Genomic DNA, 14,512 nt, shown 5'->3' on the forward strand with positions numbered 1-14,512 from the left:
TTGTAGATGACGACATCAGCAGCACTGCATGAGGAATCAGGGATGTTTTCACCGGCTGACCAGCCCCATTTCACGCTAACCCTTGCGGGAGCGGATTTTCAGGTATTGGCCTTCAAGGGTCGCGAGGCCTTGAACATGCCGTTCGTTTTTGATCTGGAACTGGTCAGTGAGCGGGCCTTCCTTGACCTTGAAAAACTGCTGCACAAGCAGGCGTTCTTGCAGATTTCGCCGTCGGGCACCGGTATTCACTGGCAGGTGTACAGCATCGCCCGGGGCGAAGCTGGCAGACGTCTGACCCGTTATCGCCTGTCATTACGCCCACATCTGTCGTACCTAGAGCACAGGGTCAACCAACGGATTTTCCAGCAGAAAACAGTGCGCCAGATCATCGCGCAGGTGCTGGAAGAGCACGGCATTCTGGCCAGTGATTATAAATTCCAGCTCAGCGCGACCTATCCCGAGCGCGTGTATTGCGTGCAGTACGACGAGTCGGACCTGAAGTTCATTCAGCGCTTGTGTGAAGAAGAAGGCATTCACTTTCACTTTCAGCACAGCCCGGATGCGCACTTGTTGGTGTTCGGCGACGACCAGACCATCTTCCCAAAACTGGCACCGGTGGCGTATCAGCAGGACACGGGGCTGGTGGCGGACGCGCCGGTAATCAAACGTTTCGGCATGCGTCTGACCACCCGAACCACGCGTGTCACGCGCCGTGATTACGACTTCACCAAACCGCGTATCGAGCTGGAAAGTCATGCCAAGAGCAAGGCTGTGCCTGACCTGGAAGACTACGACTACCCCGGACGCTTTGTTGATCGCGAGCGCGGTAAACACCTGTCCACCCGCAACCTGGAACGCCATCGCACCGACTATCAACTGGCCAAGGGCAACAGCGACCAGCCGCTGCTGGTCAGCGGGCATTTCCTGCCGCTCACCGATCACGCCAATGCCACCTGGAACGACCTGTGGCTGCTGACTGAAATCACCCACCATGGCAAACAACCTCAGGTGCTGGAAGAGTCAGTGACCAGTGAAGTCTCCGATTTAAAAGACGACTTTCATCAGGGCTATCGCAACACCTTTAGCGCCATCCCTTGGGACGTGCCGTACCGTCCGCCGCTGAAAAACCCCAAACCTAAAGTCCTCGGCAGCCAGAGCGCCATCGTGACCGGCCCGGCCGGGGAGGAGATTTTCTGCGACGAGCACGGCCGGGTCAAAGTGCAGTTTTATTGGGATCGCGAAGGTGCGTTCGACGATAAAACCAGTTGCTGGATGCGTGTGGCATCGAACTGGGCAAGCCAGAGTTTTGGTTCGATCAACATCCCTCGCATCGGCATGGAAGTGCTGATTACCTTCCTTGAGGGCGACCCTGACCAGCCACTCATTACTGGCTGCCTGTACCACGGCGTGAATTTACCGCCGTACAAGCTGCCCGAGCTCAAAACCCTCGCCACAATCAAAAGCAAGGAGTACAAGGGCAGCCGTGCCAACGAACTGCGCATTGACGACACCACCAGCGAAATCAGCATCGCGCTGCGCAGTGATCACGGCGCCAGTGCGATCAATCTGGGCTATTTGACCCATCCCCGGCCTTCGGGCGGGCAGCCGCGCGGTGAAGGGTTTGAGTTGCGCACAGACCGGCACGGGGCCGTGCGCGCCGCCGCCGGCTTGCTGATTACCACCGAACCGCGCCCCAATGAGTCCAAGCATCACAAAGACCTGCCCGAAACCGCCGAGCGATTGGCCACCGCCAGTGACCAGCAGGACAGCCTGTCGATGCAGGCCATGGAAAACAAGGCACAGGAAGCCGGCGATCAGGATGCCGTGGCCAAGGCGCTGCACGCCCAGCATCAGGGGATTATCGGCAGCGGCCCGGCCAACGTCAGTGCCAATGAGTTTCCGGAGTTCAGCGAACCGCATCTGGTATTGGCGAGCCCGGCGGGGATCGCGCTGAGTACGCCGCAATCGACCCATATCGCCACGGGCGAGCACCTGGGCTTGAGCAGCACCGGGCACACGAGCTTGTCCATCGGCAAGAAGTTACTCGCCAGTGCCAGCCAAGGTATGCGCCTGTTTGTGCAAAATCTGGGCTGGCGACTGGTGGCTGCGTCCGGCGACATCGATGTGCGAGCGCTCAAGGACAGCATCAACCTGCTGGCCAAACTGAACATCACCGCCAACGCCGACCGCATCACCCTGACGGCCAAAACCGAGCTGGTGATTCAGGGCGGCGGCAGTGCCACCACTTATAACGCCGGTGGCATCACCCACGTCACCTCCGGCCCGTATACCGCTCACGCGGCCAACTTTGCTTACACCGGTGCCAAAAGTCTGGCTGGGGTATTCCCCGAGCCGCTCAAGCCCGGTAAAGGCAACCTCGAACTGTTCAATCAGTACGCCAACCACCAGGGCATCAAGGGCGGCGATTTCGAAGTGATCGATGCGCTGGGCAAGCGCATCAAGGGCGCCCTTGACGCTAAAGGCTTTGCGGCGGTGGCCGGTGCAGCACCGGGACCGGCACGCGTCAAGTTTGGCCTCGACCCCTCCGACACCTGGAGTGACGGCAGCTACATCGGCACACCCAAGTGGCCCCGCGCAGTGCCAGGCGGAGCCGGCGCAGACAATCTCCCCGGCCCGATCCAGAGCAAAGTCACTGACCTGCTACCGCGCCAGGGCAAAAGCGCCGAACTGCTGGAGCAAGGCAAAGGGCTGGCCAAGACCGGCATGGCCACGGTGCAGCACGGCATGAGCGTGATCCAGACCGCCCAAGGCGCGATGCAATCGGTGCAGACCGTTAAAACTTCGCTGCAAGCAGGCGTGTCGGGCATCGCGCCGCTGGCCTGTGCCGCGCTGCCGAGCGCGTCAAGTTTGCTGAGTCTGGCCAATAACAGCGGCGCACTGCCGAGCCTGCAGGCGCTGCCGACCTTTAGCCCCCCTTCGCTTTCCTTCAAGACCCCCGGCCTGCTGGCGGGTGAGATGCTCTCATGGCCCCTGAAAATACGGCTGTAGAAAAACGCGGCCCACAGGTCGCCATCGTTCCGATCAGTGCCATTGATGTCAAAGACGTGGCCAGTGGCGCTGCGGTGTTCGATGCCTGGTTGCAGGAAATGAGTGGTGGTGTCGTCACCCTCGAGCGGATCCAGGGCGTGGCCGGGGCCTTGCCCGTGGTCGGTAACATCATGGCGCTGGTAGATGCGTTGGGCGATGTCGTCACGCTGACCAAAACTGAAAAACGCGACCTGCTGCTGTGGGCGAGCCTGGCGATCAACCTGATCGGCGTCTTGCCGCTGCCCCCGGCCATGGCGGCTGCGCGCATGACCTTGCGTCCAACCCTGCACTTGGTACGTCAGGAAATGCGCTCGACCACCAAGCTGATGCTCAGCGCGTCAGTCATCGAGATCCTGGTGGGCCACCTGAACGCGTCCATTGTCGGCAGCCTCGATGACTTCGTCGAGCAAGCCCAGGCCAAGCTGCCGCAAATCCTCGCTGACGCCGGCAAGCTCGGTGAAGACATGCTCAACGAAATCGCCAAGGGGCTGGAAGCCGCCGTCAACGGCACCCTCGATGCCGCTGGGGATCTGGATGCAGCGAGTGCGCAAATCAGTGCGGCGAGCGACCAGTTGCTGCATGACCCCAAAGCGGCTATCCGCAATATCTTCGGCGGCTTGTTCAGCGCCTACAAAGCCGCTGGCAAAGGCATGGCCAACAGCGCCTCGCAGCACCTGCTGTCCGACGACATCAAACGCTCCGTCACCGCCCACACCGCTCAACTGCGGGCGATGGGGCCAGAGCTGCGCACGCAACTGAGCGCGCTCAGCGCCGAAGACGTTGAGTACTCGATTGGCTGGTTGTTGTTGATCCTGTCCAGCGCTACGGCTTTGTGGCGCAAGCGCAATGTTCATGGGCAAAGCACTAACGTCAAACCCGCTGAAACCAACAAGGCCCGACAAACAGCGACTGAAGGACAGGTTGAAGCCAACCAAAAACAAGCCGCTGCGACAGGGATGGCCAATCCCGCAAAAAACTGCGCCTGTGACCGTACGCAGCACAGCATCAACTTTGCTCTGGGCACTGAGTCCATCGGCCACACCGACTTCAGCTTGCCCGGCCCGTTCCCTATCGACTGGACACGTACCTACTGCTCGCGCCTGAGCGCATACGACCAAGGCGCCCTGGGTGCGCGCTGGATCACCGAGTTCACCACCCGCTTTGACCTGCACGGCAAGGGTCTGGTGTTCCACGATGCGGACGGCCGTGACCACAACTACGCGCTCCAACCCGTGGGTCAGGCGCACTACGACGCCATCGAAAACCTGACGCTGGTGCGCGTCACGGAAAACACCCTGTTGCTGTGCCGTGGCTTTGAGCGCAGGGAAAGTTACGTGCGCCACGGCGACCGCTTCCTGCTCGCGCAAATCGAACTGCGCAACGGCGCAGGCGTCATGCTGCACCACGAATACCGCCATGCCGACCAACCGGTGCTGTCCGACCTGATCACCTACCAGAGCGACCTCAACAACGTCCATTTACATCTGGGCACGATGATCGATGACCACGGCCACCTCACAGGCCTGTGGGAAATACGCGACAGCGCGCCGGTGCGCCAACTGGCGGCCTATTACTACGATGCCCACGGCGACCTGATCAATGCCCAGGACGAAAACGGCGCCGCCTGGAGCTACCAATACCAGCACCACCTGATCACCCGCTACACCGACCGCACGCAGCGCGGCATGAACTTGCAATGGCAAGGCACAGGCCCCGACGCCAAGGCCGTGCGCGAATGGGCCGACGACGGCAGCTTCGACACGCGCCTGGAATGGGACGAAAACATCCGCCTGACCTACGTCACCGACGCCCACGGCAACGAGACCTGGCACTACTACGACATCCTCGGTTACACCTACCGCATCCGCCATGCTGACGGGCGTTCGGAATGGCTGTTCCGCGACGACGCGAAAAACATCCTGCGCCACGTGCATCCCGACGGCAGCACCGACCGCTACAGCTACGACGATCGCAGCAACCTGCTCGAACACATCCGCGCCGACCACAGCGTCATGCACTACGCGTACAACGATCACGACCAACTGATCAAAATCCGCGACGCCGAAGGTGGCCTTTGGCTACGTGACTACGACGATCAGGGCAACCTGATTGAAGCCGTCGACCCGTTGGGCAACAAAACCGAATACGCCTACACCGCAGCGGGTTTGCCAAGCGCCATCAAAGACGCCAACGGCAACGAAAAAACCCTCGCCTACAACGACGCCGGGCAACTGGTGGAATACGTCGACTGCTCCGGCAAAACCAGTGTTTGGAAGTACAACGACCTCGGGCAAATGATCTGCTTCACCGATGCGGCGGGCAACAAGACCGAGTACGTGTACAAGGCCGGGCAACTGATCCTGATCACCCACCCGGACAATACCGAAGAACGCTTTAGCCGCGACGCCGAAGGCCGACTGCTGGCCCACACCGATGGCCTCAACCGCTGCACCACCTGGAGCTACACCGCCGCCGGTTTGATCGACGAACGTATCGACGCTGCCGAACAGACCTTGCGCTATCGCTGGGACCGCCTCGGGCAACTGCTCGCGCTGGAAAACGAAAACCGGCAGCAGGCGACATTCGATTACGACCCGGTAGGCCGTTTACTCAAAGAGACCGGGTTTGACGGTCGCAGCACCCTGTACGAGTACGACCCAAACACCGGCCGCCTGGCCAACACCGTCGACGGCCAGCGCACCACCCACGTCGAGTTCGACCCCACAGGTCGCCTCATCGAACGCACCGCACGCCTGGGCAGCACCACCCAAACCGAAACCTTCGCCTACGACGGCAACGGCAACCTGGCCATGGCCACCAACGCCGACAGCCGCCTGCAATGGTTCCACGACCCGGCGGGCAACCTGCTGCGCGAACACCAGCACTACCTGAGCCTGCAAACCCCGGTGGTTGCCGTGTGGCAGCACGAATACGACGTGCTCAACCAACGCATCGCCACCACACGCCCGGACGGCCACAAAGTCAGCTGGCTGACCTACGGCAGCGGCCACCTGCTGGGCCTGCGCCTCGACGAACACGAACTGATCGGCTACGAGCGCGACGACCTGCACCGCGAAGTCGCCCGCCACCAGGGCAACCGCTTGCTGCAGACCCAGCAATGGGACCCGGCCGGGCGCCTGCAAGAACAACTGCTGGGCCGCAGCGACGACAAAACCACCCTGCTCAAACGCACCTATCAGTACGACGCGGCCAGCCAACTGACCGACATCCACGACAGCCGTCGCGGCCCGTTATCGTATCGCTACGACCCGGTAGGCCGACTGCTCAACGCCACCAGCCGACTGGGCGTCGAAACCTTCGCCTTCGACCCGGCCAGCAACCTGCTGGATGAAAAAAACCAACAGCACCAACGCCCGCTGGACCAGGACGCCAAGCGCAACAAACTGATGGACAACCTGCTGCGCGAATACGCCGGCACCCACTACGACTACGACGAACGCGGCAACCAGATCCGCCGCTGGCACAACGGCCAGCAAAGCCGCCTGCACTGGGACCTGTTCGACCGCCTGGTACGCTTTGAAGACAACCGACTGCGCGTCGACTACGCCTACGACCCGCTGGGAAGACGCCTCTACAAATACTCCAACGCCCACCACCTAAACCGAAGCGAAGCGGGCTCGCAGTGGAACCAAAACGAACAGGCGCGTAAACAACGCGAACTGGGCTGCGGCTTCACCTTATTCGGCTGGGACGGCGACACTTTGGCCTGGGAGAGCAGCCCCGCACAGGCTGACGGTGCCAGTGGCAAAACCGTCCACTACCTCTACGAACCCGGCAGCTTCGTCCCCGTGGCCCAGGCCCTGCGCCACCAACCGATGCGCCTGCTGGCCCAGCCGAGTTACACCGGTGCCTACGACATCGACCAAGACCCGCTGTGGACCCACACCCCGCAAGCGCTGCCGATAGACGTACTGGCGTGGTACCAGTGTGATCACCTCGGCACACCACAAGAACTGACCGACCACACCGGCCAAATCGCCTGGAGCGCGCAGTACAAAGCGTGGGGAGAAGTCAAAGAACAACGCTCGGAATGGGCACAACGCCAAGGCCTAAGCAACCCGATCAGGTTTCAAGGCCAGTACCACGATCACGAAACAGGGCTGCACTACAATCGGTATAGGTACTATGATCCACAGGCCGGACGGTTTATCAGCAAAGACCCGATCAGCTATGCGGGTGGCTTGAATCTGTACGCGTATGCGCCTAATCCGGTGGAGTGGGTTGATCCGTTGGGGTTGGCGAGTGACGAAACATTGAAGCCAGGACCTTTTGCTAGTGAGTCTATCCTCGCTAGAGGACCAGAAAGAAACTTCACGCGCCTAGAACGTGAACAGACCAATATAATTGGCTTTAAAGACGGATGTCATACCTGCGGATCGAAAGAACCAGGTACAAAAAGCGGGGATTTTATTCCGGATCATCAGACTCCCAATGCTCTTAATATAGAAGATAATCCACAGCGCTTGTATCCTCACTGTAAGAAGTGCAGCCTGAGGCAAGCAGGACAAGTCACTCAAGCCAAAAGAAGAGCAAAACTATCATGACTAAATTCAAATTTTCAAAATGGCTATCGAGTACCGGTGGCCCTCTAATAGTTATGCCAAAAAATGCAGCTTCACTATGGAGAGGCATAGATGGCAGTCCTTCAGATTACGATCTTGCCTGCCAAGCAAGTAACTATACAGAAAAGCTAGAAGTTCATAATGAAACAGTATTAGTTCTTGGTGACGAACCACTTCAAACTGCGATAGCTACTTCCGATGAAAAAACAGCTATAGTACGATGGAAGTGGGCGCCGAGCGAGATCGCGGTGCATCACGCGATGGAGAATCTAGATTTTGACAATCTTATTTGTATAGAAGATATTGATATAGAGTGGAGCGATATAAGTCTAGTAGTATTTGATGCTGCCGAAAAGTTTTGCACTGGCAACTCAATAAAGTTTAAGGCAGGCTCCAAAAAAAACAGAATACTTACACTAATCCATGAGCCCACACCTGAAACTTCTGTTTTGATACATGTCATACAGTCCTTGTGATTTTATTCGGAGGCTTGCCACGGTTGATCTAACCACGCCGAGCCTGGCAGTCAAGCATGTTCGCCATGTAGGCAGCACTTACACCGTAGACGGTATTGCTGCCACGCTCAACGGTATAGAAATTGCGCGTGGCGCAATCCTAATTGCAAGCGGCACGATGAGAGCAGTTGAACGTTAATATTGCTCTCTAATAAGTTGAATATTATAGCTTTACGTGCGACCACCTTGGAACGCCGCAAGAGCTCATGGATCACAACGGCCAAGTGGCGTGGAGCACAATACAAGGCGTGGGGAGAAGTCAAAGAACAACGCTCGGAATGGGCGCAACGCCAAGGCCTGAAGAGTCCGATCAGGTTTCAAGGGCAATACCACGATCACGAAACAGGGCAGCATTACAATCGGTATAGGTACTATGATCCACGGGCCGGACGGTTTGTCAGCAAAGACCCGATCAGTGATGAGAACGCTACCCCGCCCTACTCAACTCTGTATAAAGCCAGATTTTAAGCAAGTACTGCGTCTCGAATATATCTCAATCCATGCTCTGGCAACTGTTGAAGCAGAGATGAAAACAATGTCACCTGCAGAGAGGGTTCAAACGTTTATAAATCAGATAATCGTGTGGGAAGCGGCCTTTCATACTGAAAGAAAAACTTACCATGACACATGTAATACTGACTACAAATATCGGATTGATGCTGATGCTAAAGCACAATCGATTGATATATCCTCTGAAAATCTTAGTTTAAAAACCTTGAATGCTCTTGGTGCTACTCGACTCGACACCTTAGGCACTGAGCGGCTACCCGAGTATGATCAGGCGATTTTTGTCGATACCGAGACTCGCTCCGGCGCGGCGTGGACAGTCGAAATAATGAAATTCCATGGCATTAAGTATGCATTACCAATACATTTTAAACATGGAAAACGGAACCCTAAAATTAATGGTGTAAATACCCGGCGTGACAGTGCAGAAAAATGGTGGCAACGTAACGCTACCTAGAGAATGCATTGAGCACTTTGTGTGTTTAATGTGTAAAAAACAGAAGGAATTGAGTCGTAATGAAAGACATCATCCGCCTAGGCGATCCCACCACCCATGGGGGCGTCGTTCTTGAAGCTTTTTCCCAGACTGACCTTAACGGCAAACCGATTGCCGGGGTCGGGCATAAGGTTAGTTGCCCTTTATGCAAAGGGATTTTTCCCATTATCGAGGGCAGCGCAACTTACTCCGTAGACGGCATCGCAGTTGCGCTCGACGGTATGAAAACGGCCTGTGGCGCAGCGTTGATTGCCAGCGGCCCTAAAGGTGCCGTTAACCGTTGATCACATATGCATGACACACCACTCAGAACACTGCACACCCGTATTGAACTCATTCTAAGCGGTTGTGTTTTCCCCCTGCGCGGGTACTTTTAGATCCGCGCAGGATTCTCCCCTGCAAACTAAAATTTGCACCTGCTTTAATGGATTAAACATGAGCCTTAAACTTTCAACTCTGCTGTTGGCCGCCTCTGTTTCAATGTGTTCTGTCGTTCAAGCGGCCCCTGCCGCAGACATGCCCGATGCTACAACCCTCAAGCAAATCTATGACACCAGCCGTTCGATGTCGGGCCTGATTTCGTACTGTGTCGACCAGGGTGTACTGAAGAAAGACAGCTTGGCTGAAGCCAAAAAAATGACGGATTACGTCAACAACATGCCAGCCAAGTTCGACAAAAGCTCAGGCGACGCAATGGAAAAAAACGGGCGTCAAGGCAACATTCAGGGCAGTGACGGCAAACTGGTGAATATATCCGATGCGCCTCAAGGCCTTGAGGCGTGGTGCAAAGGTGCGGATGAAGGCCTGCGTCAAGGCTTGAAATCCATGCAGCAATAAATGGTCCGTTAATCTAACCACGATGTTTATTAATGGCTCATCGCTTCGATAGTTTATCGGTTGCTCGCCTGACAACTCCGTAAACGTCAGTTGGGTTTAACGCGAATAGATGCGCACTTTCTTATTCATCAGGAAGTGCGCGTCTGGTTTACCTTTGCAAGGATGTGTTTTGTCATGGAAAAAATATTCATTGCCCGCCTTATGCCTTTGGCGCTTTCGTTATCAGCTTTATTTCTGGCGGGTTGTCATGAAGACGCTGCTAGCCACTCCACGGCCCCGCACTCAGTTGTCCCTTTGGCTGCCATGGTGATCCCCGTTTGTGTGAACGGTGAATGTCTGGTGCTGGACCAAAAGGGCTCTGTGTTAGTCAACGGCGACAACACCTATGCCATCGCCCTCTCAGTGCCGTTGAACAGCACGTTCATTTATGCCGAAGACGGTCAATGGAACGTGGCCAATGCCGACGGTACACAGGTTATAAAACCCGCGTTCACCGAGGGGCTGCGCTTGCTGACACCCGGTTTTTTCGGATTTGAGCGTGATGGCAAGTGGGGTGTCATGGACCAGCAAGGCAATGAAGTTCAACCGCCAGCTTATGATGATATCTATCCCGGCGGCGGGACTGCGCTGGGCCAGTACATCGTCTACGGGGTGGACGATAAATACGGTCTGCTCAGCGCTGAGGGGCATGTGATCACAGCCCCTCTCTTCGACTCTCTCTCGACCTATAAAGACAGTGCCCTGGCGGGCGGTTGGGTGAGTGCTGAACGTGACGGCCAGAACTGGGCAATCAACCTGCAAACACGCGAGGTCAAGTCTGTCGGCTTCGACAAGTTCGTTGAATACGCCAATGAGCATTTCGTCGTTTCACTGGGCAGAAAAAAAGGGTTGGCAGACGCGTCGAATACGCTACTGACCGAGTTCAAGTATGACTGGATAGGCGTACCTGGCGATGGTTTGGTGGCCTTCAAGGAGAACTTCGACAGCCTCTGCGGCTATCTGGACTTTAAAGGTCAGGTTGCCATCGCGCCGACCTACGACGCTTGCGAGGTGTTTGGTCACAAAGGCGCACTGGTCAAGGCCGTGGGCCACGATGGAAACAGGGGCAAATATGGCTTTCTCGCACGTTCAGGAGAGTGGCTGATTCAGCCAAGCTTCGATTCGGCAGAACCGGCGGTGCACTCACCGCTGGGAATGTTCGAGTCTGTTCCGGGCTTTACCCAGACCGGTCACTTAAAGAACATGCTCACCGTCTACTTCGGCCTGTTCGACACCGATAAAGGGGTTGAGCTGTTCAAGCCGGAATATGCACAAATCGGTGTTTTGACCCCTGACCGGATTGTTTTCGCAAAACCTGATTCGCCGAAAAGGACCATTACTTTCTTGGGTGCCCCCCATCAGTTGCCAACGCTGGGGCTCATGAACGCCAAGGGCTCCGTGCTGATTGAACCCGGGCAATACGTCGCGCTTACGCTGGATAAAAGTGGTCGCTTCATCCGTGCATGGACTGGTACATCCCGCCTGGCAACGACCGCGTTATATGACCTGAACGGCAAGTTATTGGTACCCGCCAACTGGCAAGAAGTGGTTATCGATGAACACCGTGGTGCCCTCTTCGCCTACGAGCTGGAGGGTACGCCATCTGATGAGACCCGCAGCTTGCGCGCCTTGTACAGCCTGGACGGTAGCCCCGTTTTTCAAACCCGAACGGTAGGTTGCGACGTGCAACAAGTGATCGATGGCAGCGGCAAGGTGTTATGGCCTACCGACCCAGAACACTTGTGCCGTGAGTCAGACGACGCCGCCGAGACCCAACAACAGGGTTGAGACTGCTGCGCCCCTTGGTGTGCGCCGACGGGCGCCAAGTGCACACGTTTGGCCTGGATCTTGCGCACTTACCACTCACTGACAACCCTTGCGTCGCCATGGCATTTACCTGTGTCCACACGGCGTATTTGATGCGTTGCATCATGCTGTTGAACGGGGTACCGCAGGACACGGCCTGGCAGGTGCTGTTGCTCAACACGCAATGCGCCCAGTATTGCTTTTCGGGCTGGGAAGGCCTGATGCCGTGACGCGAATTGCCCGTATTCCACCCGACACCCGCCTGACCTGCTCTTCTTGCGGATCAACCCGGTATGCGCGCCAGCATCAAAGGTGCGATATGCCGGTGAACCGGAGCGACTGGCAGCATGTACAGGCGGCCAAGACGGTTATGGGTATGCACCACAGTGGCCACTACGATTTCTCGCGTGCCATCGGTTTGAACGCCAGAGCGGCTCAATGACACGTACACATCAAGGTGCTTGTCTTTGTCTGCGACCAATACCTCATTGGGGGTGTTGGCCAGCAAGGTGAAGATGCCAAGCCTATCATGCACCTGATAGGTGCTTTCTTCCCGGTTCAAATCGATATGCCCTAATCGGCCGAGGTCTTTGAGCCCCAACAACTTGACCACACGATTGCGGGTCGTCATCAGTGCGTCGATCCAGCCCGGTGTGGCCGCCATGATATGCAACAGGTGGCTTAACGCTGTGCGGTCTGACTCCCGGGTGAACGTGCGCTGACTGTCAACGAATTGCGCGCCTTCAACGTGGGCGCTGATCAGCGTACCCGGCGGCACTGCACAGGGGGTGACGCGTGGGTTCATAAAAGTTGCGCTCCTTGCCGGATAGTTTCATTGCCTTCAAAAGCCAAAGGGGGCCTGCCATACATCTTCACGGGAAACATCTTTTAACCGCTGCTGAAAGCTCGGGCATTGCGCATGGCTGACCGCAGGGCAGGCGGCTGCACGATGCAGGTCATCACGTACCCCGGCGAGTTTGCCTATTAAACGATCTAGCATGTCCGCTTTGCGGGTGAGCTGCTGCCGATCAAGGGCTACGTGGCCATTTGCCGCCAGCATGGACGCAATTTCATCCAATGAAAACGTCAGCGACTGCGCGAGCGTGATTAACGCGAGCTGATTCAGTACATCGGCCTTGAATACCCGGCTCAAGCCACGTCGTCCAGCCGAGCGAATCAGCCCTTTTTCTTCGTAGTAGCGCAACGTCGAAGCGGGAACCCCGGAGCGCCTTGCGACTTCCTTAATGCCGAACTCTTTCATGCTTGACCTCAAGTCGACTTGAACTTGCACACTGGCCATTCAAACAACTCGATACTTGGCCGACAAGGAGAACGTGACATGGACACACCGCAGTGGATCGCAAGCGCTACGGGGCTTGGCCTGGGTGCCACGTTTTTCATGGACATCGTTGCCCTGCTTCGCCAGCGTTTATTCAACGTGCCATCCCTTGACTATCGGCTCGTTGGCCGCTGGCTAGGGCATATGCTTTCAGGGCGATTTCGCCATGATTCGATAAGCCGCGCTCAACCGCTACGCCATGAGCGGCTGACCGGCTGGCTGTTTCATTACCTGACAGGCGTCGCCTTCGCTGCACTCCTGCTGGCAGTCGCTGGCGAACACTGGTTTTATCGGCCGACACTGACTCCGGCACTGCTGATGGGCGTGTTCAGCGTTGCTGCGCCGTGGCTGATCATGCAACCGGCACTGGGTATGGGGGTAGCAGCCTCTAACACGCCCCATCCCCGACTGGCGCGACTAAGGAGTCTGACTACACACCTGTCATTCGGTATCGGATTGTATGTTACGGGCTGGCTATGGGCTCATTTGAAGCCGGGTTGAAAGACATGCTCAACAGCGTCTACGGCGGTTTTAGTCAGCAGACGCACGTCATCGGTAGGATAGGGCAACGTCACGACGATACCTCTGGCGTATTTGGCTTCATCCGGATTGAACATGCCGGTACGGATACTGACCCGCACCTTGTGGCAATAAGACTGTTGCGCCCGGAGTTTTTCCGAGGCACGCATCATGTAGGTCGCCACCGCTTCTTTGATCGGCTCAATGGCTGTCAGACGCCTGCCGAACATTCGGCTACAGCAGATTTCCTGTTTCGGCGGGTCGGGCTCGTCCAGTTCAAGGCACGGGGTGCCCGCCAACTCGCGAGCGGTTTTCTCGATGACCACGCTAAATTTTTTACGCAACGTCCACGGATCGGCCCGCGCCAGGTCCATCGCCGACACAATGCCCATGCCTTCCAGGTGCGCAGTCATACGTCGTCCGATTCCCCAGACATCAGACACCGAAGTATTGCGCAGCGTCCAGGCCCGTTCGTGATCCGGACACAGATTGACCACGCCTCCGGTATGCGCCTGTAAGCGTTTGGCAGTGTGGTTGGCCAGTTTGGCCAAGGTCTTGGTAGGACCAATACCGACCCCTACCGGGATACCGGTGCACTGCAGGATGCGCTTTCGCAACTGGCGACTGACCTCGGTAACATCTGCAATGCCGGTCATGTCGGCAAATGCTTCATCAATTTAAAGGAAAGATTGTGGGCTATGGACATAGCCACAGGGCAGTCATGGTCTGTTTTTGCCATTAATCCCCGATGTCCATACTTCAGCTCCATTTTCCCGCGAAAAAACGAAAGTGTGTCCATACGCCATTGCATGGATCCGACCGT

The 14,512-nt window shown here is 56.8% G+C and carries 11 protein-coding genes and 2 pseudogenes; 10 read left to right on the forward strand and 3 right to left on the reverse strand.

The genetic code is table 11. The features are described 5' to 3' along the window. The first annotated feature begins 42 nt into the window (after positions 1-42). The 9 genes and pseudogenes from HBN61_RS09885 (at position 43) to HBN61_RS09925 (ending at position 12,061) form a co-directional block, all read left to right on the forward strand. Positions 43-3,009 carry a type VI secretion system Vgr family protein gene (locus HBN61_RS09885; protein ID WP_170046660.1) on the forward strand — a complete coding sequence of 989 codons (2,967 nt, stop codon included), beginning with the start codon at positions 43-45 and terminating at the stop codon, positions 3,007-3,009. Then, complete coding sequence (locus HBN61_RS09890) at positions 2,985-7,613, forward strand: RHS repeat-associated core domain-containing protein (protein ID WP_170046661.1); 4,629 nt, start codon at positions 2,985-2,987, stop codon at positions 7,611-7,613. Before HBN61_RS09885 ends, HBN61_RS09890 begins: the two co-directional genes overlap by 25 nt. Further along, a complete protein-coding gene (locus HBN61_RS09895) occupies positions 7,610-8,107 on the forward strand; it encodes an Imm21 family immunity protein (RefSeq protein WP_170046662.1) in 498 nt (165 codons plus the stop codon). Before HBN61_RS09890 ends, HBN61_RS09895 begins: the two co-directional genes overlap by 4 nt. 209 nt (positions 8,108-8,316) lie before the next feature. After that, positions 8,317-8,563, forward strand: a pseudogene (locus HBN61_RS22940) (RHS repeat domain-containing protein); the annotation flags it as partial. A gap of 1 nt (position 8,564) precedes the next feature. Continuing rightward, positions 8,565-9,110 carry a hypothetical protein gene (locus HBN61_RS09905; protein ID WP_170046601.1) on the forward strand — a complete coding sequence of 182 codons (546 nt, stop codon included), beginning with the start codon at positions 8,565-8,567 and terminating at the stop codon, positions 9,108-9,110. A 59-nt stretch (positions 9,111-9,169) separates the two neighbouring features. Then, the gene (locus HBN61_RS09910) at positions 9,170-9,433 is read left to right on the forward strand and encodes a PAAR domain-containing protein (RefSeq protein WP_170046664.1); all 264 of its coding nucleotides are present in this window, start codon (positions 9,170-9,172) and stop codon (positions 9,431-9,433) included. A gap of 151 nt (positions 9,434-9,584) precedes the next feature. Beyond that, positions 9,585-9,986, forward strand: a complete 402-nt coding sequence (locus tag HBN61_RS09915; RefSeq protein ID WP_169962806.1) for a hypothetical protein — start codon at positions 9,585-9,587, stop codon at positions 9,984-9,986. A gap of 174 nt (positions 9,987-10,160) precedes the next feature. After that, complete coding sequence (locus HBN61_RS09920) at positions 10,161-11,813, forward strand: WG repeat-containing protein (RefSeq protein WP_170046665.1); 1,653 nt, start codon at positions 10,161-10,163, stop codon at positions 11,811-11,813. A 98-nt stretch (positions 11,814-11,911) separates the two neighbouring features. Continuing rightward, positions 11,912-12,061, forward strand: coding sequence for a hypothetical protein (locus HBN61_RS09925; protein WP_169962802.1), 150 nt, complete (start codon positions 11,912-11,914; stop codon positions 12,059-12,061). A gap of 53 nt (positions 12,062-12,114) precedes the next feature. Here HBN61_RS09925 and HBN61_RS09930 read toward each other — a convergent pair whose 3' ends face one another. Both HBN61_RS09930 and HBN61_RS09935 read right to left on the reverse strand, forming a co-directional pair. Further along, entirely contained in the window at positions 12,115-12,636 is a 522-nt protein-coding gene (locus HBN61_RS09930; RefSeq protein WP_170046666.1) for a DUF2867 domain-containing protein, read from the reverse strand. Positions 12,637-12,672: 36 nt separating this feature from the next. Beyond that, positions 12,673-13,092, reverse strand: coding sequence for a helix-turn-helix domain-containing protein (locus HBN61_RS09935; RefSeq protein ID WP_169962798.1), 420 nt, complete (start codon positions 13,090-13,092; stop codon positions 12,673-12,675). A 78-nt stretch (positions 13,093-13,170) separates the two neighbouring features. On the opposite strand from HBN61_RS09935, the gene HBN61_RS22625 reads away from it, so the two are divergent. Further along, positions 13,171-13,671, forward strand: coding sequence for a DUF2938 domain-containing protein (locus tag HBN61_RS22625; protein ID WP_262498746.1), 501 nt, complete (start codon positions 13,171-13,173; stop codon positions 13,669-13,671). Here the strand turns inward: HBN61_RS22625 and HBN61_RS09940 are convergent. Then, a pseudogene (locus HBN61_RS09940) lies at positions 13,656-14,366 on the reverse strand (DinB/UmuC family translesion DNA polymerase); the annotation flags it as partial. The gene HBN61_RS22625 and the pseudogene HBN61_RS09940 overlap by 16 nt on opposite strands. Between the last annotated feature and the right edge of the window lie 146 nt (positions 14,367-14,512).

Origin of the sequence: Pseudomonas sp. WS 5071, assembly GCF_012985765.1 — a bacterium.
Classification (GTDB): domain Bacteria; phylum Pseudomonadota; class Gammaproteobacteria; order Pseudomonadales; family Pseudomonadaceae; genus Aquipseudomonas; species Aquipseudomonas lundensis_A.

Coding starts and splice junctions, on each gene's coding strand:
- HBN61_RS09885 (WP_170046660.1), top strand. CDS start 43: ATGTTTTCACCGGCTGACCAGCCCCATTTCACGCTAACCCTTGCGGGA.
- HBN61_RS09890 (WP_170046661.1), top strand. CDS start 2,985: ATGGCCCCTGAAAATACGGCTGTAGAAAAACGCGGCCCACAGGTCGCC.
- HBN61_RS09895 (WP_170046662.1), top strand. CDS start 7,610: ATGACTAAATTCAAATTTTCAAAATGGCTATCGAGTACCGGTGGCCCT.
- HBN61_RS09905 (WP_170046601.1), top strand. CDS start 8,565: ATGAGAACGCTACCCCGCCCTACTCAACTCTGTATAAAGCCAGATTTT.
- HBN61_RS09910 (WP_170046664.1), top strand. CDS start 9,170: ATGAAAGACATCATCCGCCTAGGCGATCCCACCACCCATGGGGGCGTC.
- HBN61_RS09915 (WP_169962806.1), top strand. CDS start 9,585: ATGAGCCTTAAACTTTCAACTCTGCTGTTGGCCGCCTCTGTTTCAATG.
- HBN61_RS09920 (WP_170046665.1), top strand. CDS start 10,161: ATGGAAAAAATATTCATTGCCCGCCTTATGCCTTTGGCGCTTTCGTTA.
- HBN61_RS09925 (WP_169962802.1), top strand. CDS start 11,912: ATGGCATTTACCTGTGTCCACACGGCGTATTTGATGCGTTGCATCATG.
- HBN61_RS09930 (WP_170046666.1), bottom strand. CDS start 12,636: ATGAACCCACGCGTCACCCCCTGTGCAGTGCCGCCGGGTACGCTGATC.
- HBN61_RS09935 (WP_169962798.1), bottom strand. CDS start 13,092: ATGAAAGAGTTCGGCATTAAGGAAGTCGCAAGGCGCTCCGGGGTTCCC.
- HBN61_RS22625 (WP_262498746.1), top strand. CDS start 13,171: ATGGACACACCGCAGTGGATCGCAAGCGCTACGGGGCTTGGCCTGGGT.